This is a genomic window from Thalassospira lucentensis (genome assembly GCF_011806425.1).
Lineage (GTDB): Bacteria > Pseudomonadota > Alphaproteobacteria > Rhodospirillales > Thalassospiraceae > Thalassospira > Thalassospira lucentensis_B.
The window spans coordinates 194,448-217,926 of record NZ_JAATOV010000003.1; the positions used below are offsets into that span (position 1 = coordinate 194,448).

Annotated in this window: 19 protein-coding genes; all 19 read left to right on the forward strand. The window is 53.3% G+C overall.

Annotated features, from left to right (window positions below; all coding sequences use genetic code 11):
- Position 1: 1 nt before the first annotated feature.
- Positions 2–1,282 carry an NADH-quinone oxidoreductase subunit NuoF gene (nuoF, locus tag HCZ99_RS10870; protein ID WP_167446996.1) on the forward strand — a complete coding sequence of 427 codons (1,281 nt, stop codon included), beginning with the start codon at positions 2–4 and terminating at the stop codon, positions 1,280–1,282.
- Positions 1,283–1,309: 27 nt separating this feature from the next.
- A complete protein-coding gene (gene nuoG, locus HCZ99_RS10875; RefSeq protein WP_167446997.1) occupies positions 1,310–3,370 on the forward strand; it encodes an NADH-quinone oxidoreductase subunit NuoG in 2,061 nt (686 codons plus the stop codon).
- 87 nt (positions 3,371–3,457) lie between these two features.
- A complete protein-coding gene (gene nuoH, locus HCZ99_RS10880; protein WP_167446998.1) occupies positions 3,458–4,471 on the forward strand; it encodes an NADH-quinone oxidoreductase subunit NuoH in 1,014 nt (337 codons plus the stop codon).
- Positions 4,472–4,502: 31 nt separating this feature from the next.
- Positions 4,503–4,991 (forward strand): NADH-quinone oxidoreductase subunit NuoI, encoded by a 489-nt coding sequence (gene nuoI / locus HCZ99_RS10885; RefSeq protein ID WP_167446999.1) that lies wholly within the window; start codon positions 4,503–4,505, stop codon positions 4,989–4,991.
- A gap of 83 nt (positions 4,992–5,074) precedes the next feature.
- A complete protein-coding gene (locus tag HCZ99_RS10890) occupies positions 5,075–5,683 on the forward strand; it encodes an NADH-quinone oxidoreductase subunit J (protein WP_167447000.1) in 609 nt (202 codons plus the stop codon).
- Positions 5,683–5,991, forward strand: a complete 309-nt coding sequence (gene nuoK / locus HCZ99_RS10895; protein WP_022732390.1) for an NADH-quinone oxidoreductase subunit NuoK — start codon at positions 5,683–5,685, stop codon at positions 5,989–5,991. The genes HCZ99_RS10890 and nuoK overlap by 1 nt, the downstream gene beginning before the upstream one ends.
- A gap of 7 nt (positions 5,992–5,998) precedes the next feature.
- Positions 5,999–8,002 carry an NADH-quinone oxidoreductase subunit L gene (nuoL, locus tag HCZ99_RS10900; protein WP_167447001.1) on the forward strand — a complete coding sequence of 668 codons (2,004 nt, stop codon included), beginning with the start codon at positions 5,999–6,001 and terminating at the stop codon, positions 8,000–8,002.
- A 6-nt stretch (positions 8,003–8,008) separates the two neighbouring features.
- Complete coding sequence (locus tag HCZ99_RS10905) at positions 8,009–9,526, forward strand: NADH-quinone oxidoreductase subunit M (protein ID WP_167447002.1); 1,518 nt, start codon at positions 8,009–8,011, stop codon at positions 9,524–9,526.
- Between the two features lie 11 nt (positions 9,527–9,537).
- A complete protein-coding gene (gene nuoN, locus HCZ99_RS10910) occupies positions 9,538–10,977 on the forward strand; it encodes an NADH-quinone oxidoreductase subunit NuoN (RefSeq protein WP_439654654.1) in 1,440 nt (479 codons plus the stop codon).
- Between the two features lie 2 nt (positions 10,978–10,979).
- Positions 10,980–11,738 (forward strand): biotin--[acetyl-CoA-carboxylase] ligase, encoded by a 759-nt coding sequence (locus HCZ99_RS10915; protein ID WP_167447004.1) that lies wholly within the window; start codon positions 10,980–10,982, stop codon positions 11,736–11,738.
- Between the two features lie 41 nt (positions 11,739–11,779).
- Positions 11,780–12,556 (forward strand): type III pantothenate kinase, encoded by a 777-nt coding sequence (locus HCZ99_RS10920; protein ID WP_167447005.1) that lies wholly within the window; start codon positions 11,780–11,782, stop codon positions 12,554–12,556.
- Positions 12,557–12,641: 85 nt separating this feature from the next.
- The gene (locus tag HCZ99_RS10925; protein WP_368484253.1) at positions 12,642–14,312 is read left to right on the forward strand and encodes a ribonuclease J; all 1,671 of its coding nucleotides are present in this window, start codon (positions 12,642–12,644) and stop codon (positions 14,310–14,312) included.
- A gap of 115 nt (positions 14,313–14,427) precedes the next feature.
- Positions 14,428–14,832, forward strand: coding sequence for a methylmalonyl-CoA epimerase (mce, locus tag HCZ99_RS10930; protein ID WP_167447006.1), 405 nt, complete (start codon positions 14,428–14,430; stop codon positions 14,830–14,832).
- Between the two features lie 124 nt (positions 14,833–14,956).
- Positions 14,957–15,196 (forward strand): DUF1467 family protein, encoded by a 240-nt coding sequence (locus tag HCZ99_RS10935; RefSeq protein WP_167447007.1) that lies wholly within the window; start codon positions 14,957–14,959, stop codon positions 15,194–15,196.
- Positions 15,197–15,644: 448 nt separating this feature from the next.
- A complete protein-coding gene (locus HCZ99_RS20700; RefSeq protein ID WP_254869576.1) occupies positions 15,645–16,232 on the forward strand; it encodes a hypothetical protein in 588 nt (195 codons plus the stop codon).
- Positions 16,233–16,443: 211 nt separating this feature from the next.
- On the forward strand, positions 16,444–17,763 hold the full coding sequence (proS, locus tag HCZ99_RS10945; RefSeq protein WP_167447008.1) for a proline--tRNA ligase: 1,320 nt from the start codon (positions 16,444–16,446) through the stop codon (positions 17,761–17,763).
- A gap of 126 nt (positions 17,764–17,889) precedes the next feature.
- Complete coding sequence (locus HCZ99_RS10950; RefSeq protein ID WP_167447009.1) at positions 17,890–19,140, forward strand: lipoprotein-releasing ABC transporter permease subunit; 1,251 nt, start codon at positions 17,890–17,892, stop codon at positions 19,138–19,140.
- Positions 19,133–19,867, forward strand: a complete 735-nt coding sequence (locus HCZ99_RS10955; RefSeq protein ID WP_167447010.1) for an ABC transporter ATP-binding protein — start codon at positions 19,133–19,135, stop codon at positions 19,865–19,867. Before HCZ99_RS10950 ends, HCZ99_RS10955 begins: the two co-directional genes overlap by 8 nt.
- 112 nt (positions 19,868–19,979) lie before the next feature.
- Complete coding sequence (dnaE, locus tag HCZ99_RS10960; protein WP_167447011.1) at positions 19,980–23,465, forward strand: DNA polymerase III subunit alpha; 3,486 nt, start codon at positions 19,980–19,982, stop codon at positions 23,463–23,465.
- The last annotated feature ends 14 nt before the right edge of the window (positions 23,466–23,479 follow it).

Here is a 23,479-nt window from a genome sequence, read left to right on the forward strand (position 1 = left end):
TATGCTGCAGGATAAGGATCGTATCTTTACCAATCTCTATGGTTTTCAGGACTTCGGCCTTAAAGGCGCGCAGTCCCGTGGAAACTGGGATGGGACCAAAGGACTGATCGAAAAGGGCCGTGACTGGATCATCGATGAAATGAAATCATCGGGGATGCGTGGTCGTGGGGGCGCAGGCTTCCCGACGGGCCTTAAATGGTCGTTCATGCCCAAAGAATCCGATGGTCGTCCAAGCTACCTCGTCGTCAATGCCGACGAAGGCGAGCCGGGCACCTGTAAAGACCGTGAGATCATGCGCAATGATCCGCATACATTGATCGAAGGTTGCCTTCTGGCCAGCTTCGCAATGAATGCGCATGCCGCGTATATCTACATCCGCGGTGAGTTCTATCATGAGGCCTCCAACCTTCAGATTGCCATCGATCAGGCATATGAAGCGGGCCTTGTTGGTAAAAACGCCTGCGGTTCTGGTTGGGATTTTGACATTTACCTGCACCTTGGTGCCGGGGCGTATATCTGTGGTGAAGAAACCGCATTGATCGAAAGCCTCGAAGGTAAAAAAGGTCAGCCACGCCTGAAACCGCCATTCCCAGCGAATGCGGGGCTGTATGGTTGCCCGACCACAGTGAACAACGTTGAATCCATCGCAGCGGTTCCGACCATTTTGCGTCGCGGCGGTTCGTGGTTCTCAAGCTTCGGCCGTGAAAACAACCACGGGACCAAGCTGTTTGCCATTTCCGGTCACGTCGAAAAGCCGTGCACCGTTGAAGAAGCAATGAGCATTCCGCTGCGTGAACTGATCGAAAAACATTGCGGCGGCGTTCGCGGCGGCTGGGACAACCTTCTGGCGGTTATTCCGGGTGGTTCGTCTGTTCCGCTGATGCCAAAAGACGTGTGTGACGACGTTCTGATGGACTTTGATGGCCTGCGTGAAGTGGGATCGGGTCTTGGAACGGCGGCGGTTATCGTCATGGATAAGTCGACTGACATTGTCTATGCGATCGCGCGTCTGTCGGAATTCTACAAGCATGAAAGTTGTGGCCAGTGCACACCGTGCCGTGAAGGTACCGGTTGGATGATGCGCATGATGACGCGCATGGTCCGCGGCGAAGCCACGCTTGATGAAATTGATCTGTTGTGGGATGTGACCAAACAGGTCGAGGGCCATACCATTTGTGCGCTTGGTGATGCTGCGGCATGGCCAATTCAGGGCCTTATCCGTCATTTCCGTCCCGAAATGGAACGTCGGATTAAGGAATATCGCGCGCGGATCGCGGCCTGAGAAGGACCTGTTGAGAGGGATTGAGACATGCCGAAACTAACAGTTGACGGTATAGAAGTTGAAGTAGAAGCCGGGGCGACAGTCCTTCAGGCTTGCGAAGAGGCCGGTAAGGAAATCCCGCGTTTCTGCTATCACGAACGCCTGTCAATCGCCGGCAACTGCCGTATGTGCTTGGTTGAAATGGAACGCGCGCCCAAACCGGTCGCGTCCTGTGCCATGCCTGCAGCAGATGGAATGGTGATTAAAACCGATTCTGATCTGGTTAAAAAAGCGCGCAATGGTGTGATGGAATTCCTGCTGATTAACCATCCGCTTGATTGCCCGATTTGTGACCAGGGTGGTGAATGTGACCTTCAGGACCAGGCCATGGCCTATGGTTTTGATTCGTCACGTTATGCCGAGAAAAAGCGTGCCGTGAAGGACAAGGAACTGGGCCCGATCGTTAAAACGATCATGACCCGTTGCATTCACTGTACCCGTTGCGTGCGCTTCTCCGAGGAAGTTGCTGGTGTTGGCACCATGGGTGCTGTTTACCGCGGCGAAGACACCGAAGTCGGGCCATATATCGAAGCGTCGATCAACTCCGAACTTTCGGGCAACTTGGTTGACCTTTGCCCGGTCGGTGCATTGACCTCGAAACCCTATGCGTTCACCGCACGTCCGTGGGAATTGAAAAAAACCGACAGCATCGACGTTATGGACGCGGTTGGTTCAAACATTCGCATCGATGCGCGCAGCTCAGAAGTTCTGCGTGTTTTGCCGCGCATCAACGAAGACGTGAACGAAGAATGGATTTCGGACAAAACCCGTTACGCCATTGACGGTCTGAAACGTCAGCGTCTTGATCGTCCTTATGTTCGTGTAAACGGCAAACTTGCTCCGGCAAGCTGGGACGAAGCGTTTGCAGCAATCAAAGCCAAGGTAACCGGGCTTGACGGCAAAAAAATTGCTGCCATTGCCGGTGATACTGTTGATTGCGAATCAATGACCGCGCTCAAAGACCTGATGGGCAGCCTGGGTTCTCCGAACCTTGATTGCCGTCAGGACGGATCGAAAATTGGCGGTCCGCGCAGTTCTTATATCTTCAACACCACCATTGCCGGCATCGAAGAGGCAGACGCCTGTCTGATCGTTGGCGCCAATGTACGTGCAGAAGCACCGATCATCAATTCCCGTCTGCGGAAACGCTGGCGCGGAACGAACGGTGATTTCAGCGTTGGCATCGTTGGTGAAAAGTGGGATCCGACCTACAAGAACGATTATCTTGGTGCCGGTCCGGAAACGCTTTCTGACATTCTTGACGGCAAAAACGACTTCGCCAAGGTTCTCGAAGCTGCTGAAAAACCGATGATCATCGTCGGCATGGGCGCTTTGAACCGTGAAGATGGCGACGCTGTTTTGGCCGCGACCCGCGCAATTGCCGAGAAATTCGGCATGGTTTCGGGGGAATGGAACGGCTTTAACGTTCTTCACACTGCTGCATCACGCGTCGGTGGCCTTGATCTGGGCTTTGTCCCGGGCGAGGGCGGCCTTGCAACCAACGACATCCTTGACGGTGCCGCCAAAGGCGACGTCGAAGTTGTTTACCTGTTGGGTGCGGACGAAATCGACATGAGCAAACTGGAAAAGGCATTTGTCATTTACCAGGGTGCGATGGGTGATGCCGGTGCGCAGGCTGCAGACGTTATTTTGCCGGGTGCAGCTTATACCGAAAAGAACGGTACTTACGTCAACACCGAAGGCCGCGCCCAGCAGGGCTGGCGTGCAGTCTTCCCACGTGGTGATGCCCGTGAGGATTGGACCATTGTTCGTGCACTTTCCGGTGCCTTGGACAAGACCTTGCCGTACGACAATATCGATGCTGTTCGGACCCGTATGGTCGAACTCAGCCCGACCTTCGCGTCGCTGAATGTTCCGACCAAAGCCGAATGGACCGATTTCGGTAAAGCAGGCGACATGAAGTCAGAAGGTTTCACGTCTCCGGTTCGCAATTTCTATATGACCGACCCGATTAGCCGTGCATCGGTGACAATGGCCAAATGTACTGAGGCCTTTGTCAAAGGTGCGGCTGCCGAGAAGGTTGCCTGAGTAAGGGGGGCGGCGATCTGATCGTCGCCTATCCCGCAAGGGGGTGTCCCAATTCTGGGACGAAACGCAAAAGATACGGTTTGACCGATGGAACTTCTTTGGGACGGATATATTGAACCACTAGTCTGGATCGTCGCCAAGATTTTGGCGATTGTGGTCCCGCTGCTGGTCGCTGTCGCCTATCTGACCTACGCTGAGCGTAAGGTCATCGGTGCTATTCAGCTCCGTAAAGGCCCGAACGTTGTGGGGCCGTTTGGCCTTCTGCAGCCGCTTGCTGATGGTCTGAAGCTGTTTCTGAAAGAAACAATCATTCCGACAAGTGCAAATAAGGGCGTCTTCGTTATCGCCCCGATGTTGACCTTTATCCTTGCCATCATTGCCTGGGCGGTTATTCCGTTCGACGAAGGCATGGTTCTGGCGGATTTGAACGTTGGCATCTTGTACCTGTTCGCGATTTCTTCGCTGGGTGTCTATGGCATCGTGATGGCCGGTTGGGCATCGAACTCCAAATACGCATTCCTTGGCGCGCTGCGTTCCGGCGCCCAGATGGTTTCGTACGAGATTTCGATTGGCTTGATCATCATTTCGGTTCTTCTGACGACCGGCTCGCTGAACCTGAGCGACATCGTCCGCGGCCAGATTGGCGGCGTATGGGAGTGGAACTTTATCTATCACTTCCCGATGTTTATCGTCTTCATCGTATCCATTCTGGCAGAAACCAACCGCGCACCGTTTGACCTTCCCGAGGCCGAAGCGGAACTTGTTTCAGGTTATAACGTCGATTACTCGGCAATGACCTTTGCGCTGTTCTTCCTGGGTGAATACGCCAATATGATCCTGATGAGCGGCCTTGCAGCTGTTCTGTTCCTTGGGGGCTGGAGCGCACCGTTGCCGTTCCTCGACTTCATCCCGGGGGCCATCTGGTTCATCCTGAAGATCTGCTTCGTTCTGTTCATCTTCCTTTGGGTGCGTGCAACATTCCCGCGTTACCGTTATGACCAGTTGATGCGTCTGGGTTGGAAAATCTTCCTGCCGCTGTCGTTTGCCTGGGTCATGCTGGTTGCCACGTTCCTGGTTGTTTTTGACAAGGTCCCGGCCTGATCGCCGCGCATCGGAAAGAGAGAGGTAAACGATGTCATTTATTGATCGGACGGCCCGGAGCTTCCTGCTCGCGGAACTCGTATCGGGTATGGCGCTCACCTTGAAATATATGTTCAAGCCAAAAGTGACGCTGAACTACCCATATGAAAAAGGCCCGCTGAGCCCACGTTTCCGTGGCGAACATGCTTTGCGCCGCTACCCGAACGGGGAAGAGCGCTGCATTGCATGTAAACTGTGTGAAGCGATCTGTCCTGCGCAGGCCATCACCATCGAGGTAGAGCCGCGTGACGATGGTTCGCGTCGTACAACCCGCTACGACATTGATATGACAAAATGCATCTATTGCGGTTTCTGCGAAGAAGCCTGTCCGGTGGATGCAATTGTCGAAGGTCCGAACTTTGAGTTCGCAACCGAAAACCGCGAGGAGCTTCTTTATGACAAAGACAAGCTTCTGGCAAACGGCGAGCGTTGGGAAGCCGAGCTTGCTGCACGATTGGAGGCAGACGCACCTTATCGGTAAGTGTCGCGTCTGATCGTTATAAAGAGAGTTCATGGATCGTTGTCTGCCAATGGGGCGGCAACGGTTCGCCAAGGGGGTACCTTATGGTCGTACAGGCTTTGGCTTTTTACCTGTTTGCTACCATCGCGGTTCTGTCCGCGACAGCGGTTGTGACCGTTCGCAACCCGGTGCATTCGGTACTGTTGCTGATCTTGACATTCTTTAACGCAGCGGGGCTTTTCGTCCTGCTGGGTGCTGAGTTTCTCGCCATGCTGCTGGTCGTTGTTTACGTCGGCGCAGTGGCAGTTCTGTTCATGTTCGTTGTGATGATGCTGGACATCAACTTTGTTGAAATGCGCCAGGGTTTCCTGAACTACCTGCCGATCGGTGTCCTGATCGCGGTTGTTCTGTTTGTCGAACTGGCATTTGTCGGTGCCGGATGGACACTGACGGACGGGACGGTTGCTGTCTTGGCGCAACCAACGCCGGTTGGCGTCAACAACGTCGAGGCGCTTGGTCAACTGATCTACACCGATTACGCATACATCTTCCAGTCGGCTGGTCTGGTTCTGCTTGTAGCGATGATTGGCGCAATTGTTCTGACACTGCGTCACCGTGAAGGTGTCCGCCGTCAGAAAATCTCTGAGCAGATCAAGCGTACCCGCGCTGATACGCTTGAAGTCAAAAAAGTTCCGGTCGGAAGGGGGATCTGATGGAAATCGGTCTTGCACATTATCTGACCGTCGCGGCGATCCTTTTCACACTCGGGATCTTCGGCATCTTCATGAACCGTAAGAACGTCATCATCATTATGATGTCGATCGAACTGATGCTGTTGGCGGTCAACATTAACTTTGTCGCGTTCTCGTCATTCCTTGGCGATCTCGTTGGACAGGTTTTCACCATCTTCGTTCTGACAGTTGCAGCAGCAGAAGCCGCAATTGGTCTGGCGATCCTGGTCGTCTATTTCCGTAACCGCGGCACCATCGCGGTTGAAGACATCAACATGATGAAGGGGTAAGGCAGATATGTATCCGTTGATTGTATTCCTGCCCCTGATCGCGGCAATCATTGCTGGGACCATCACGCTGGTCGGCGCCATGTCGACCGCGAAAGATGCCCCGCATGACTCGCACGGTCATCACCATCATGGTGCGTCCTCGGCCGATCGTGTGGCACAGCTTGTCACCGTTTGCGGTGTTGTTGTTGCCTTTATCATTTCGGTCTTTGCCTTTGTCGATGTTGCCCTTGGTGGCAACCCGGTAACCATTCAGTTGTTTACCTGGATCACATCGGGCAACTTCGATGTTTCATGGGCGCTGCGTCTTGATACGCTGACCTGTGTGATGTTGATCGTTGTGACCGGTGTGTCCTCAATGGTTCACATCTATTCCATCGGTTACATGTCGCACGATCCGGACAAGCCGCGCTTTATGGCGTATCTCAGCTTGTTCACCTTTGCGATGCTGATGCTGATTACCGCTGACAACCTGATCCAGCTGTTCTTCGGCTGGGAAGGGGTGGGGCTTGCGTCTTACCTTCTGATTGGTTTCTGGTATTCCAAACCGTCGGCTTCGGCTGCTGCGATCAAGGCGTTCCTTGTTAACCGTGTTGGTGACTTTGGTTTCGCACTTGGTATCTTTGCAGTCTATGTCCTGTTTGACAGCGTTCAGTTCGACGTCATCTTTGGCAATGCAGAAGAAGTCGCTGGCACCAAACTGATGTTCCTTGGCCATCAATTCGAAGCACTTGAAGTTACCTGCTTCTTGCTGTTCATCGGTGCGATGGGTAAATCGGCACAGCTTGGTCTGCACACATGGCTGCCTGACGCTATGGAAGGCCCAACCCCGGTTTCCGCCCTTATTCACGCGGCAACCATGGTGACGGCCGGTGTGTTCATGGTCGCGCGTTTGTCGCCGATCTTTGAATATGCTGAAACCACGCTGATGATTGTGACCATCGTTGGTGCGTCGACCGCATTCTTTGCAGCGACCATCGGCTGTGTTCAGAACGATATCAAACGCGTTATCGCGTATTCGACCTGTTCGCAGCTTGGCTACATGTTCTTTGCTTGCGGCGTGTCGGCTTATTCGGCTGGTGTGTTCCACCTGATGACGCACGGCTTCTTTAAGGCACTTCTGTTCCTTGGGGCTGGCTCGGTCATTCACGCGATGTCTGATGAACAAGACATGCGTAAAATGGGCGGCATCTGGAAAATGGTTCCGCTGACCTTTGCGGTCATGATGATTGGGACCTTCGCCATTACCGGTGTTCCGGGTCTTGCGGGCTTCTATTCCAAGGATCTGATCATCGAAAGTGCCTATGCGGCACATACCGGTGTCGGTCTGTATGCCTTCTGGGCAGGGGTTCTTGCCGCGCTTATGACCTCGTTCTATAGCTGGCGTTTGATCTTCATGACCTTCTTTGGCGCTCCGCGTGCTGATGAACGCACCATGGCGCATGTTCATGAAAGCCCGGCTGTCATGACGGCACCGCTTCTGTTCTTGGCTGTCGGCGCAATCTTTGCTGGTTGGTTTGCCAAAGACTGGTTCGGTGGTGGCAACTACGAAGAAATGCTGAACTTCTGGAACGGTGCGATCTTTATGGCAGAGGGCCATATGGCTCTTGAACATTCACACCACGTTCCGGGCTGGGTCAAACTGGCACCGTTTGTTGCGATGATTTCAGGCTTTGCCCTTGCGGTAATCATGTACAAGCTTGTTCCGTCGCTGCCACGCACCTTGGCGAACACCTTCAATGGTCTGTATCGCTTCGTGCTGAACAAATGGTACTTCGATGAACTCTACGACAAGATTTTCGTAAAACCGGCCTTCGCACTTGGCTATGGCTTATGGAAATCGGGTGATGGTGCGATCATTGACGGTTGTGGCCCTGATGGGGTTGCCGCTGCTTGCCGTAACATCGCACGTCGCGTCAGCGCCATTCAGAGTGGTTTTGTCTATCACTATGCATTTGCAATGCTGATTGGTATTGCTGCGCTGGTCTCCTACACAATTTGGAAGATGGGTTAACGGGCGATGAGTGATTGGCCAATTCTTTCGATCGTCACCTTCTTGCCATTGCTTGGGGCAGCTCTGTTGCTCTTTATCAATGGTGAAGAGGCGAATGTCGCCCGCAATTCCCGTGGGGTTGCGCTTTGGACGTCGGTGTTCACCTTCCTTGTATCTTTGATGCTGTGGGTGAACTTCGACAAAACAACTGCTGACTTCCAGTTCGTCGAAAAAGCCGACTGGATGCCGGGCCTGAACATTTCCTATCACATGGGCGTTGACGGTATTTCCGTTCTGTTCGTCCTGCTTGCGACCTTCCTGACGCCGATTTGTATTTTGTCGGCATGGGAAGCGATCCAAAAGCGCGTGAAGGAATACATGATCGCCTTCCTCGTTCTTGAAACGATGATGATCGGTATGTTCAGCTCGCTTGACGGTCTGCTGTTCTATCTCTTCTTTGAAGGCGTCCTGATCCCGATGTTTATCATCATCGGTGTCTGGGGCGGTCAGCGCCGCGTTTACGCTGCATTCAAGCTGTTCCTGTATACGCTTTTGGGCTCGGTCCTGATGCTGGTTGCTTTGCTCGCGATGTATTTCGACGCAGGCACCACCGACATTCCGACCCTGATGCAGTACGGGTTTAGCTATAATATGCAGTTGTGGCTGTGGCTGGCATTCTTTGCTTCCTTCGCGGTTAAAGTTCCGATGTGGCCGGTTCATACCTGGCTTCCGGATGCCCACGTTGAAGCACCGACTGCCGGTTCGGTTATTCTGGCTGGCGTGTTGCTGAAAATGGGTGGCTATGGCTTCCTTCGGTTCTCGCTGCCGATGATGCCGCTGGCGTCTGAAACCTTCGCACCACTCATCTTTACGCTGTCGATTATTGCAATCATTTATACGTCGCTGGTGGCTCTTGCTCAGCAGGACATGAAAAAGCTGATTGCCTATTCTTCGATCGCGCATATGGGCATCGTGACGGTTGGGGCATTTACCTTTAACCAGCACGGTATCGAAGGTTCGATCTTCCAGATGCTCAGCCACGGTGTGGTTTCGGGTGCGCTCTTCTTGTGTGTTGGTGTTGTCTATGACCGCATCCACACCCGCGAAATCGACGCCTATGGTGGTCTGGTTCACCGGATGCCGAGCTATGCCTTGATCTTCATGTTCTTCACCATGGCGTCTGTTGGTCTGCCGGGGACGGGTGGTTTCGTTGGTGAAATCCTGACCTTGCTTGGCGCGTTTGAGGCCAACACCTGGGTCGCATTCTTTGCGGCAACCGGTTTGATCCTTGGTGCGGCCTATGCGCTTTATCTCTATCGCCGGATTATCTTTGGGGCCCTGACGAAGGAAAACCTCAAAACGATCCTCGATCTGAGCCCGCGTGAATGGCTGCTCTTTGCACCATTGGTGATCGTCGTTCTTTGGATGGGGGTCTATCCGGTCTCCTTCCTTGATGTCATGCATGTCTCGGTTGAGAACCTCGTCAACCACGTCGAAACGGCGCAAGCTGCCGCGGCTCAAGCCGCCCAGCTGACCGCGAATTGAGGGGAATGGACATGGGAGTTTCTATGCTCAACCTCGGGGCCGCATTGCCCGAAATCTTCATGGCAGTCTCTGCCTTGGCTCTGTTGATGCTTGGGGTTTTCGCCGGCAAGGACAAAGCGTTCCGTACCGTGTCTTGGTTGGCGGTTGCCGTCCACATTGTCGCGATCATCCTTGTGGTGACCGGGCAGGGCGGCTCGGCATTCTTTGGCCAGTTTAAGGCCGACGCCTTTGCACAGTTCTGCAAAGTCTTGATCCTGATCGGGTCAAGTGTCGGTATCGTCATGTCGATGAAATTCGCTGAACGTGAAAACATGTCACGGTTCGAATTCCCGATCCTGATCTCTCTTGCCACGGTTGGCATGATGGCGATGGTGTCGGCAACCGACATGATGTCTTTGTATCTTGGTCTGGAATTGCAGTCGCTTGCTCTTTACGTGGTTGCGGCCATCCGCCGCGATACCGTTCGCTCGACTGAGTCTGGCCTGAAATACTTCATCCTCGGCTCTATTGCCTCGGGCATTCTGCTCTATGGCATGTCGATGGTGTATGGCTTTACCGGGACCACCAGCTTTGCGGTTCTTGCCGATACCCTTACGGGTGGCAACCTTCCGGTTGGTGCAATGGTTGGTCTGGCATTCATCTTTGCTGGTCTGTGCTTTAAAATTTCCGCCGTTCCGTTCCACATGTGGACCCCGGACGTATATGAAGGCGCACCGACCCCGGTGACTTCCTTCTTTGCGGTTGCACCGAAAATTGCCGGTCTTGCGCTGTTTATCCGGGTTGCGGTTGGTCCGTTTGGTGGTGTGGTAGCCGATTGGCAGCAGATCATCGTTCTGATCTCGATCCTGTCTATGATGCTTGGTTCGTTCGCGGCCCTGCGTCAGGAAAACATCAAACGTCTGATGGCTTATTCGTCTATCGGTCACGTTGGCTTTGCGCTTGTCGGTCTGGCAGCAGGCACCGAAGAAGGTGTTACGGGCGTTCTGGTTTATCTTGGTATTTACCTTGTCATGAACCTGGGCACCTTTGCGGTCATCTTGTGCATGCGTCGTAACGACCGCATGAACGAGGAAATCACCGATCTGGCCGGTCTTGCCAAGACCAAGCCGCTGATGGCTGCGATTACCGCGATCTTGATGTTCTCGATGGCTGGTATTCCGCCGCTGGCAGGCTTCTTTGGTAAGTTCTATGTCTTTAAGGCGGCGGTTGATGCTGGTCTTGTGACATTGGCTGTCATTGGTTTGGTGACCTCGGTTGTCAGTGCGTATTACTATCTGCGCATCATCAAGGTCATGTATTTCGATGAGCCGGTCGAAGGGTTTGATCGCAACGGTACTGAGATGAATGTCATCATGGCACTTGCCACGGTTGCGATCTTGGTCTTTGTGTTCTTCCCGAACCCGCTGATGGACAGCGCAGCGATTGCTGCGGCATCATTGTTCGGCCAATAAGAATGACGCAAAGCACGATCCGTCTTCCCGAAGGATTTTACCTTCATCAGGTAGATACGATCGACAATACAAATGAAGAGGCCAAACGCCTCGCAGACAAGGGCGCCCAGAGTGGCGCCCTTGTTTTAGCAAAAACGCAAACATCCGGCCGCGGTCGCCGCGGTCGGGCTTGGTCGTCGCCCGTGGGCAATCTGTATTCGTCCTTGTTGCTGCGTCCGCGCTGTTCCTTGGCCGAAGCCGCCCGTCTGACGTTCCTGATTGCCTTCGCCATGGCGGAGGCCATTGAAACCATCACCGGCATGCAGGTGCGCCCCGATTGTAAATGGCCCAATGATCTGATGGTCAATGGCCGTAAGATTTGCGGTATCTTGCTTGAAAGTGCGTCTAATCACGGATCGGCGACGGATTATCTGGTCATCGGTGCCGGGGTAAATGTCGCCTTTTTCCCGGACGATGCCGAACGGCCTGCAACCTCGCTGGCAAGTCTTGGCGCACCGGTTTCGGTGGATGATCTTGTGTCGGTCTATGTCGCGCGTATTGCGCACTGGTTGCCAATTTGGGAACAGCAGGGCTTTGGCCCGATCCGCGAAGCGTGGCTCACACGGGCCTATGGAATTGGCGATCCTGTGGTTGCGCGCTTGACCGAGCGCGAATTACACGGGACTTTCGTCGGTCTTGATGATGATGGCGCGCTTATTCTAAGAGAAGATCGCGGTGACGAACATCGTATCGGCGCTGGCGAAATCTTCTTCAGGGCCTAAATGGAATAATATCTTGCTGCGAAGTGGAGGCTGTAAGCTTCATGTTGCTTGCGATTGATGCCGGAAACACAAACATCGTTTTTGCTGTCTTTGATGGCGATACCATCAAAGGGCAATGGCGCTGTTCGACAACAACCGAACGCACCGCCGACGAGTTGGGCGTATGGCTGCACCATCTGTTTACCCTGTCTGATGTACCCGTTGATGCGATCACCGGTGCGATTATCGCGACCGTGGTCCCGGCGGCGGAATTTAGCTTGAAAACCCTCTGTCGGCGTTATTTCAATGTCGAACCAATGGTGGTTGGTGATCCAAGCGTTAAGTTGGACATGAACATCATCATGGACCGCCCCAGCGAAGTCGGGGCCGACCGCTTGGTCAATGCGGTTGCCGCCCACAAGATTTTTGGTGGGCCGCTGGTCGTGCTTGATTTTGGCACCGCGACCACCTTTGACGTGGTGGATGGCAACGGGGATTATCTTGGCGGGGTGATTGCGCCGGGGGTGAACCTGTCGATCAAGGCGCTGCATATGGCGGCCGCCCAATTGCCGATGGTTGCCATCGAAGCCCCGCGTAATGTGATTGGTAAAAACACCGTTGAGGCCATGCAATCTGGCGTGTATTGGGGCTATGTGTCCATGATCGAAGGATTGCTTGCGCGCATTCGCCAACAGCAAGGCCTTGAAACGATCAAGGTCGTTGCCACCGGTGGGCTTGCGCCGTTATTTACCAAGGCAGTAGAAGAAATTAAACATCTGCATGGCGATTTGACCATGCTTGGTCTGTTGATGATTTATCGTCGCAACAGCCAGCAATAAGATATTTGGGCCGTGTCGCGGCTCGCACCGAGTAGGGGGACATTCCCCGCCGGATCAGAATACCGAAAGTAAAGGAATACCGTCCGTGGATTTGTATTTGCCAAAAGACGAAGTGCTGTTTGTGCCGCTTGGCGGTTCTGGCGAGATCGGCATGAACATGAACCTTTACGGCTATGATGATCAGTGGTTGATGGTCGATATGGGGGTTTCCTTTGGCGAGGAAGGCCTGCCAGGTGTCGACGTCGTCATGCCGGACCCCACTTTTATCGAAGACCGCAAGGACAAGCTGCTTGGTCTGGTGCTGACCCACGCCCACGAAGATCACCTTGGTGCCATTCCCTATATGTGGAAGCGCCTGAAATGCCCGATCTATGCAACGCCCTTTGCCGCCGCGTTCCTTAAGGCAAAGCTGTCTGAAACCGATTTCGCCGACGAAGTACCAATCCATGTGATTGAACTCGGCGGTCGATTTGAGTTGGGCTGTTTTGATATCGAATTTGTCACCATGACCCATTCGATCTTGGAACCAAATGCCTTGGCCATTCGCACGCCAAAGGGGTTGATCATCCATACCGGCGACTGGAAATTTGATCCCGATCCGCAAATTGGCGAAGCCGCCGATGTCAAAAAGCTCGAAGAGCTTGGTGACGAGGGCGTTATGGCGCTGGTCTGTGACTCAACCAACGTCTTTTCCGAGGGGCAAACAGGCTCAGAAGGGGACGTTGCCAAAAATCTATCCAAACTCTTCGCCGAACATCCGCAAGGCCGCATTGCGATAGCGTGCTTTGCAACCAACGTGGCCCGTCTGCAATCGGTGATCGAGGCCGCGCACGAAAACAACCGCTGTGTTGGCTTGGTCGGTCGGTCGCTGTATCGCGTGACGGAGGCGGCGCGCGAAGTCGGCTACCTGACGTCCTATCCGAACCTATTGACCGATCAGGACGCGATGGAAGTGCCCAAGGATCAGGTGCTGTTCCTTTGCACCGGATCGCAGGGCGAACCCCGTGCGGCTTTGTCACGGATTGCCAAGGGCGATCACCCGATGGTGCAACTTGATCCCGGCGATACGGTGGTGTTCTCGGCGCGTGAAATTCCCGGCAATGAAAAGTCGATTGGCTATATCCAGAACCTTTTGATCCGCCGCGGCATTAAGGTCATTACGGCACGGGATGAACCCATCCACGTTTCGGGCCATCCTGGCCGTCAGGACTTGGCACGGATGTATCAACTGACCCGCCCAAAAATCCTGATCCCGGTTCACGGCGAAACCCGCCATCTGTGTGAACAGGCAGCCCTTGGTGCGGAATGCCAGATCCCCGAACAAGTGATCCCGCATGACGGTACGGTTATTCGCCTGTCACCGGGCAATTCACAGGTGATCGGCGTGGCTGAGGCCGGTGTGCTGGCCCTTGATGGCGGTCGTTTGCTCAAACGTGATGCGAACACCATCCGCAACCGCAATCGCATCATTTGGAACGGCGTGATGTTTGTCACCGTGGTGCTCAATCAGTTTGGTGAAATGGTCAATGAACCCATGATTACCGCGCCAAGCCTGTTTGATGAACCAGATGACGATGTGCGCTTGGATCATTTTGCCGCTGAAATTGGCAACCGTGTCGATCAGTTGGGCGACGAAGAAGTTTTGGATGATTCAGCCGTGATCTTGGCAATCCGGCAGGCCTTGCGCCGTCCTGTGCGCCAACGTCTGGGCAAACGCCCGCTGATCGAAGTCCATCTGGTCCGCGTTAAGGAATAGAACGACTTACGACACGCCCATTTGGTCGGGCATTCGACCAAATGGGCAATTGTCACAGGTGTGATTGGTCCCGTAGATTGACCGGGTGTGCAGATCACATTGCAGGAGGACCACCATGATCGGACGGTTAAACCACGTTGCCATCGCAGTGCCCGACCTTGAAGCCGGGATCGCGCAATATCGCGACGTGCTTGGGGCAAAGGTCTCCGAACCGCAAGATGAACCCGATCACGGTGTGACGGTGGTGTTTGTCGAACTGCCCAACACCAAGATTGAATTGCTTTATCCGCTGGGTGAAAATTCCCCGATTAAAGCGTTCCTTGAAAAGAATACCGCAGGCGGCATTCACCATGTCTGTTACGAGGTGGATGATATCATCGCCGCCCGTGACAAGCTCAAAGCAACCGGCGCCCGGGTTCTGGGCGATGGCGATCCGAAAATCGGCGCACATGGCAAACCGGTTCTATTCCTGCATCCCAAGGATTTTAACGGCACCTTGGTCGAGCTTGAACAAGTTTGATTGTCGGGCATCGTATGGAAATGGGGCAGGTGGCCTAGCCTAAACTTTTCGTACATCACCGTCACATGATCGACCTATTCATCATCCGCACAACACACGTCACCCTTAACCAAAAGAGCATCCCATGAACTGGTTTTCCGGCATTCTGGTCTATATCGTTATTTGGTGGCTGGTTCTGTTTATGGTGCTGCCGTTTGGTGTCAAACGGACCGAAAATGTCGAAGCCGGCCATGATAGTGGCGCACCGCAACAAGCCCATATGTGGAAAAAGGTTCTGGCCACCAGCATCATTTCAGGCATTTTGTGGGTCGTTGCGTGGTTCGTGATCACAAGCGGTATGATTGAAGTTCGTCCGCCGCAATAATCACAAATGTTGCGAGGCTGGCCCAATATCGTCACCAGTTATGCCCGCCAATAACAGAAAACCCCGCACTTATGCTGCGGGGTTTTGTCGTCTTGGACTGCACAATAAAACACGGGCAGGTGATCGGCCAAAAAAAAAGCAAGATCCAAAGGATCTTGCTAAGATGCTATTTTAATAGCTGTTTTTCCCGTAATCTTTTTATACTTCCTCCTAAGACCTGGGCATCTTGCACAGGTTTTAATTCGACGTCGCGCCAGCTTCTTGTATGCTTATTGGCAACAAAGCCTCCCGCAATTTTTTGAGCGGCTGCGATACGTCTACCGCAACGATCTTGCGCCGTTAGCGGAGGACTAAAAAGCCACATGTTGCCGTTTTATGCAAGATGTTTTGACCAATATTCACAAATGATTCGATGCTGCACTGCACACAGATAGGGCGGAACTCTAAGATGAACAATATTCTATTGGTTAAACCTATTACCGGACGTGTTTTTGGCGGTTTTGTCCGTCAAATGGCGGTTTGCGCATCGGCGGTTGTGATGTTGGTTTTGCCGTTTGACGTTACGGCGCAAACCGATTCTCCTTTGCCGACTGCGTCCGAAAGTTCCGCGGATCAGGCTCAGACGGACCAAGATGCCCCAAATGACGGGGCGTCAAGTGACACCAAAGCGGATGAAAATACAAAACCAACCATCATCGTGACCCGGTCGGCCTGCCTGCAGCTTGTCCGTCATGTGCCAGATGATGACGTGACCTATCAGCCGGGTGTGGATGTTTACGGCAACAAAGTTGCCCCCGCGGATTTGAATGGCGGCAGCACGATTTTAAAATCCTTGCCCAAGGAAATTGAATTCCCGGTCACGATTGATTTCTTTGAATATGCGGGCATCACCAAACCGCGCGGGGTTGGCGGCGAACAAAGCATTGGCAAGATTTCATTCCGCAACGGGCGGGTCTATTTCAATGATCAGCCGTTGGGTGATGACGCCGTGAATGCCGAGGTGATCGCAGCCTGTCGTCAGGCCGGGTACAAATAAGACGGGGACGGCTTTTTGCGCAGCAATGTCGGGGCCAAAATCCTGTTTTGCGGGCATAATCGTACTATCGTAGTTTTGCCATCATTGGAAACTAACCAAACAGGGAACAGATAACACAAGTTCCAGCTTGCGTTTCGCGCGATGCTGTCGCATTTTCCGGGCAAGGTAATTAACACACCCAAATTTTAGATTTGTTCATCACGAGGCATTGATGCGTCTTTCCCAGTTCTTTTTGCCGACCCTGAAGGAAACCCCGTCAGAAGCACAGATTGCTTCTCATCGTTTGATGCTGCGCGCCGGTATGGTTCGCCAGCTCACCGCGGGGATCTATTCTTGGCTGCCGCTTGGCCACCGTGTTCTTAAAAAAATCGAACAGATCGTTCGCGAAGAACAGGACAAAATCGGTTTTAACGAACTGCTGATGCCAACCATTCAGCCGGCTGAGCTGTGGCAGGAAAGTGGTCGTTACGACGATTACGGTCTGGAAATGCTGCGCATCACCGACCGTCATGATCGTAAAATGCTGTTCGGGCCGACCAACGAAGAAGCCATCACTGATATTTTCCGCAATGATGTGCGCTCGTATAAGCAGCTGCCGCAGATGCTCTATCACATTCAGTGGAAGTTCCGTGACGAGATCCGCCCGCGCTTTGGCGTGATGCGTGGCCGCGAATTTTTGATGAAGGATGCCTATTCATTCGACATCGACTACGAAAGTGCCCGTCACACCTATAACAAGATTTTCTTGGCTTATTGCCGGACCTTTACCCGTTTGGGCGTAAAGGCAATCCCGATGGTCGCTGATACCGGCCCGATTGGCGGCGATCTTAGCCACGAATTCATCATTCTTGCCGATACCGGCGAAAGTGAAGTCTTCTGCGATAAGAAATGGCTCGACAAAGATTTGACCGGGCAGGGCGTTGACCTTAACGATCGTCCGGGCCTTGAAAACTGGGTTCAGACCACGCTTTCTGATTACGCCGCGACCGAAGAAAAACACGATAAGGCCAACAGCCCGATTTCTGGCGATGACCTGATCGAAACGCGCGGCATCGAAGTGGGGCATATCTTCCACTTTGGCACCAAATATTCCGAACCGATGGGCGCAACTGTCCTTGGACCGGATGGCAAAGATACCCCGGTTCAGATGGGCTCTTACGGTATTGGTGTTTCGCGTCTTGTTGGTGCACTGATCGAAGCATCGCATGACGAAAACGGCATTATCTGGCCTGAGTCCGTTGCACCGTACAAGGTTGGCCTGATCAACCTGCGTACCGGCGATGATGCCTGCGATGCGGCCTGTGAAGATGCCTATGCCAAAATGACCAATGCCGGGATCGAGGTTCTTTATGATGACCGCGATATCCGTGCTGGTGGCAAGTTTGCCGATATGGACCTGATTGGTCTGCCATGGCAGATCGTCATTGGTCCTAAGGGGCTTAAAAACGGTGTTGTTGAATTGAAAAATCGCCGGTCTGGCGAAAAAACCGAAGTCACCTTCGAGGCGGCTTTGAACCAGATCAGCGCCTGATTAAAATGTTGATGTACGGGGCAGCCATCGCTGCCCCGTCGTGATTTCCGGCTTGGTTTGTGCGTTTGATTTTTGATTTTGCACACTAGGCCATTCCTGACCCGCTTCCACAAGGATAAATTGCCCATGTTCAGTCCGTTCGAACGTATGGTGGCCTTCCGCTACCTGCGTCCACGTCGGCAGGAAGGTTTCGTTTCCGTTATCGCCATTTTCTCGTTGCTGGGCATCATGCTTGGTGTTGCGACGCTGATCATTGTGATGTCGGTCATGAACGGTTTCCGGGCCGAATTGCTTGGCCGGATTTTAGGATTGAACGGGCATATATCTGTCTATGCGCAGGGCAATGACGGCATTGGCAATTACGATGCGATCGAAAAAGAGATCGCCGCGACTGGCAATGTCAAACTGACCGTCCCCGTCGTCGAAGGGCAGGTCATGGCGTCGAAAAATGGCCGTGCATCGGGTGCGATTGTCCGTGGCATGCGCCCCGAAGACGTCAAACTGCGCAAAACCATTTCCGATAACATCGTGTTTGGCACCCTTGATAACTTTAAGGGCGACGACAGCGTGATTATGGGCGCGCGCCTTGCGATGAAGCTTGGTGTCGGGGTGGGCGATACCGTCAACCTGATCTCGCCCAAGGGCAATGTCACCGCCTTTGGCGCCGTGCCGCGCGTGCGGGCTTATACGGTGACCGGGCTGTTTGATATCGGCATGTATGAATATGACAGCGGCTTTATCTTTATGCCGCTCAATGCCGCACAGCTTTATTTCAGGCTGCCTGAAAAAATCACGCATTTTGAAGTGATGCTTGATGATATCTCATCGCTTGATGACACCATGGATACGTTGCTGAAAACCCTTGCCGGTGAACGGTTGCGCCTGGTCAATTGGCAGCAATCAAATGCCGGATTTTTCAATGCGTTACAGGTCGAACGTAATGTGATGTTCTTAATCCTGACCTTGATCATTCTGGTGGCCGCCTTCAACATTATTTCCGGCATGGTGATGCTGGTAAAGGACAAGGGGCGCGATATTGCGATCTTGCGCACCATGGGGGCGACGCGAAAATCCATCATGAAGGTGTTCTTCCTCGCTGGTGCATCCATCGGCGTTTTGGGCACGCTCAGCGGTTTGATCATTGGCGTGTTGTTCTGCCTGAATATTGAAAATATTCGCCAGTTCATCCAGACCCTGACCGGGACCGATCTGTTTAACGCTGAAATCTATTTCCTGTCGAAATTGCCAGCCGACATGGATACCGGCGAGGTCGTCTTGGTCTGCGTCATGTCGCTGACACTGACATTCCTTGCTACGGTATATCCGGCATGGCGTGCGTCGCGTCTCGATCCGGTGGAGGCCCTTCGTTATGAGTGATCAGGTGAAAACAACCGCGCAGGAACGCTCGCGCAATGTTGTGTTGCGCTTGGACAAGATTGACCGCGTCTTCAATCAGGGCCCCGATCAGCTTGAAATTCTGAAATCGGTCAACCTTGATATCCACGAGGGTGAAATTGTTGCCCTTGTCGGGCCATCAGGGGCGGGTAAATCAACCTTGCTTCAGATCGCCGGTTTGCTGGAAAAGCCAGATGGTGGCTTGGTGTCGATTGGCGGCAAGCGCAGCACAGATTTGTCTGATCTGGCACGAACCGAAATGCGCAGCCGCCATATCGGCTTTGTCTATCAGTACCACCATTTGCTGCCGGAATTTTCTGCGATTGAAAATGTCGTCATCCCGCAAATGATTGCCGGCTTGAAACGGTCCGAGGCCGAAGAACGCGCGCTTGAACTTCTGCGTTGTCTGGGGCTTGAAAACCGTGGCGAACATCGCCCGGCACGCCTGTCGGGTGGGGAACAGCAACGCGTTGCCATCGCCCGTGCGCTTGCCAATGTGCCCGATGTTTTGTTTGCCGATGAACCAACGGGCAACCTTGATCCGCAAACTGCGGAAATCGTGTTTGGCATGTTGATGCAGTTGGTACGTGAAACCGGTTTGGCATCCTTGATCGCAACCCATAACCCGGAACTGGCAAGCCAGATGGACCGGGTTGTGACCCTGCGCGATGGGAATTTGGTCGAGCTTGATCCGGCCAATCTGACCTAAGCGATCTTTCGCAACGGCCCAAAATTCTTTAAGCTGATGGGACGCGTCGTTTCGCCATGTCGCGAAACGGCGCGTTGCCAATTTTTTGTCTTCTTTCCCGGGGTTAAATTCGATGGAAAACGGTTTCGTCCATCTTCGTGTTCACACCAACTATTCGCTTGCCGAAGGTGCCATCACGACGAAGGAGCTTGCAAAACTGTGTGCAGCTGACGGCCAACCCGCCGTTGCGATGACCGATACGGACAATATGTTTGGCGCGCTTGATTTTGCCGGAACCATGAGTGGTTCGGGCATTCAGCCGATCCTTGGCGTGCAAATGGGCTTTGAGCGCTTCGGCGACAAACCCGCCATTGGCAAAGTCATGCGCGAACCGATGCCCGATCGTCTTGTTCTGATTGCGCAGAACAAAGAAGGGTATTTCAATCTTCTGAAAATTATCTCTCGCGCGCACATGACATCAGAAGCCGGCAGCGAGCCCAAGGCGCTGTTCGAACATATCGAAAAATATTCCGAGCACGTCATTTGCCTTACCGGTGGTCCGACCGGGCCGCTTGCGCGTTTGTTGGCCGATGAGCAAGTCGATAAGGCCGAAGCCTGCCTTGATAAGTTAAAGGGCATCTTTGGCGATCGTCTTTATATCGAGCTGCAAAGACACGGCGAACCGCTTGAAGAGCAGGTTGAACCCGGCCTGATCAAGCTGGCTTATGATCATAACGTGCCGTTGGTTGCGACCAATAACTGCTATTTCCCGTCGGGGAAAATGTATGAAGCCCATGACGTGTTTATCTGTATCGGGCAGGGGGCGGTTGTCGGCCAGGAAGAACGCTGGCGCCTGACGCGTGATCATCGGTTTAAAACTGCTTCTGAAATGCGTGGTCTGTTCGCCGATATTCCAGAGGCGTGTGACAATACCGTCGCGATTGCCAAACGTTGTTCATGGCACGTAGAAAAAATCGATCCGATCTTGCCGCCGTTTGATTGCGGCGAAGGCCGTACCGAGGTCGACGAACTGCGTCACATGTCCGAAGAGGGCCTTAAAGGCCGTTTGGAAAAATACGTCTTTACCGAAGGTATGACCGACGCCGAAAAGGAAGAAGTCGCCCAACCTTATTGGAAGCGCCTTGATTACGAACTTGGCATCATCAATCAGATGGGCTTTCCGGGCTACTTCCTGATCGTTGCGGACTTTATTCAGTGGGCAAAGGATCACGAAATTCCCGTCGGGCCGGGCCGTGGTTCGGGGGCGGGGTCGCTTGTGGCTTATGCGTTGTTGATTACCGACCTTGATCCACTGCGTTTCTCGTTGCTGTTCGAACGTTTCTTGAACCCGGAACGTGTCTCCATGCCTGACTTTGACGTCGATTTCTGTCAGGATCGGCGCGGCGAAGTCATCGAATATGTGCAGAAAAAATACGGTCACGACCGCGTTGCACAGATCATTACCTTTGGTAAGCTACAAGCCAAGGCCGCCGTGCGTGACGTCGGGCGTGTGCTGAGCATCCCGTACGGCTATGTCGATAAAATTTGTAAAATGATCCCGGGTGATCCGGCCAAACCGATCCCGCTGAAAGAAGCGATCGATATGGAACCGGATCTGCGTCGAATTGCGCGCGAAGATCCCGATATTGATCGCCTGCTGTCCATCGCCATGCAGATCGAAGGGCTGTACCGTAACTCATCGACCCACGCGGCGGGCGTTGTGATCGGTGACCGTGACTTGGATGAGCTCGTTCCGCTCTATCGTGATCCGCGCTCGGACATGCCTGTGACGCAATTTAACATGAAGTATGTTGAAAATGCCGGGCTGGTGAAGTTTGACTTCTTGGGTCTTAAGACCCTCACGGTGATTATCGAAGCCGTTAACTTGATGCGTCAACGTAAAGACGTGCCGCAAGACTTTGATATTAGTGCGATTTATCTTGATGATCGCCCGGCGTTTAAGCTGTTGTCTGCCGCCGAAACTGTCGGCGTGTTCCAGCTTGAGTCCCAAGGCATGCAGGACGTTTTGCGCGGCCTAAAGCCCGATACGCTTGAAGATATTATCGCTGTGGTGGCCCTGTATCGTCCGGGGCCGATGGATAATATCCCATATTACATCGCGCGTAAGCACGGTCTGGAAGAACCAGATTACATGCACCCGATGTTGCAGCCGATCCTCGAAGAAACCTATGGCATCATGATCTATCAGGAACAGGTCATGGAGCTGGCCCAGATCATGGCGGGTTACTCGCTCGGCGGCGCAGATTTGTTGCGCCGTGCGATGGGTAAAAAAATCGCCGAGGAAATGGAAAAGCAGCGCTCGCTGTTTGTTGATGGCGCGGAAAAGAATGGTGTTGGTCGTGAACATGCATCTGACATCTTTGATCAGGTTGCCAAGTTCGCGTCCTACGGCTTTAACAAATCGCACGCTGCGGCCTACGCACTAGTGGCCTATCAAACCGCGTTTCTAAAAGCCAACTACCCGGTCGAATTCATGGCCGCGTTGATGACGCTTGATATGCACAACACCGAAAAACTTGCGGTGTTTAAACAAGAAGTCGAACGGCTTGAAATCGAAATTCTGCCGCCATGCATTAACAATTCGCAAGTTGCCTTCTCGGTCGAAAACCACGAAAGCGGCGGGAAAATCCGTTATGCATTGGCCGCGATCCGAAATGTTGGTGATGCCGCCATGGAAAGCCTGGTGGCCGAACGCGAAGCAAACGGTCCGTTCAAGGACCTTACTGATTTTGCATCGCGCATCGACAGCCGTGCGGTCAATAAACGCCTGCTTGAAAACCTTGTACGGGCAGGCGCCCTTGATTGCCTGACGACCAACCGCAAAGTCATGTTCGAAAATGTCGATAAAGTCATCGCCGTTGCCCAGCGCGAAATGCAGGCACGAAATGACGATCAAATTTCGATGTTTGGTGATGAAACCGGCTTTGCCAAGGATGCGATCAAATTGCCGGACGAGCGCGACTGGGTGCCCATGGAAAAACTGACCGAGGAATTCTCGGCCATCGGGTTCTATTTGTCGGCCCATCCGCTTGATACATTTGGCAAAAGCATCCAGCGCATCGGCATTGCCCCGATTAAGGAACTGCCTGCGCGTATGCGTGCGCAAAACAAAGGCGCGATTAAGTTGGCGGGCACCTTGATCAATGCCCGCGAAATGATTTCAAAAAAGAACGGCTCGAAATTTGCCTTTGTGATGTTTTCCGATCCAACCGGCAGCTTCGAAGTCGCCTTTTGGGCTGAGGCCTGGGCGGCCTATAAGGAAATCATCACCGCAGGGCGGCCTGTGCTTTTGATCGTTGCTGCTGAAATGCGTGAAGGACAGCTTCGCATCCAAGGACAGCGTGTCGAAGATCTGGAACACGCCGTATCGGGGGCTGCTGAAGGCATTCGTATTCGCTTAAACCGCCCTGATCCGGTTCCGGAAATCCGCGAACTGCTTGAATCGGCGGGCAAGGGCCGGGGGCTTGTCACCTTGTCATCGATGTGTGGTGATGGCCGCATGGCCGAGATCGAACTTGAAGATAACTACAAAGTTGGCCCTTCTCTTATTGGGGCCATCGGGGCCATTCCCGGCGTTGAATTTGCCGAAGAAATCTAAAGACGCGGCAAAAT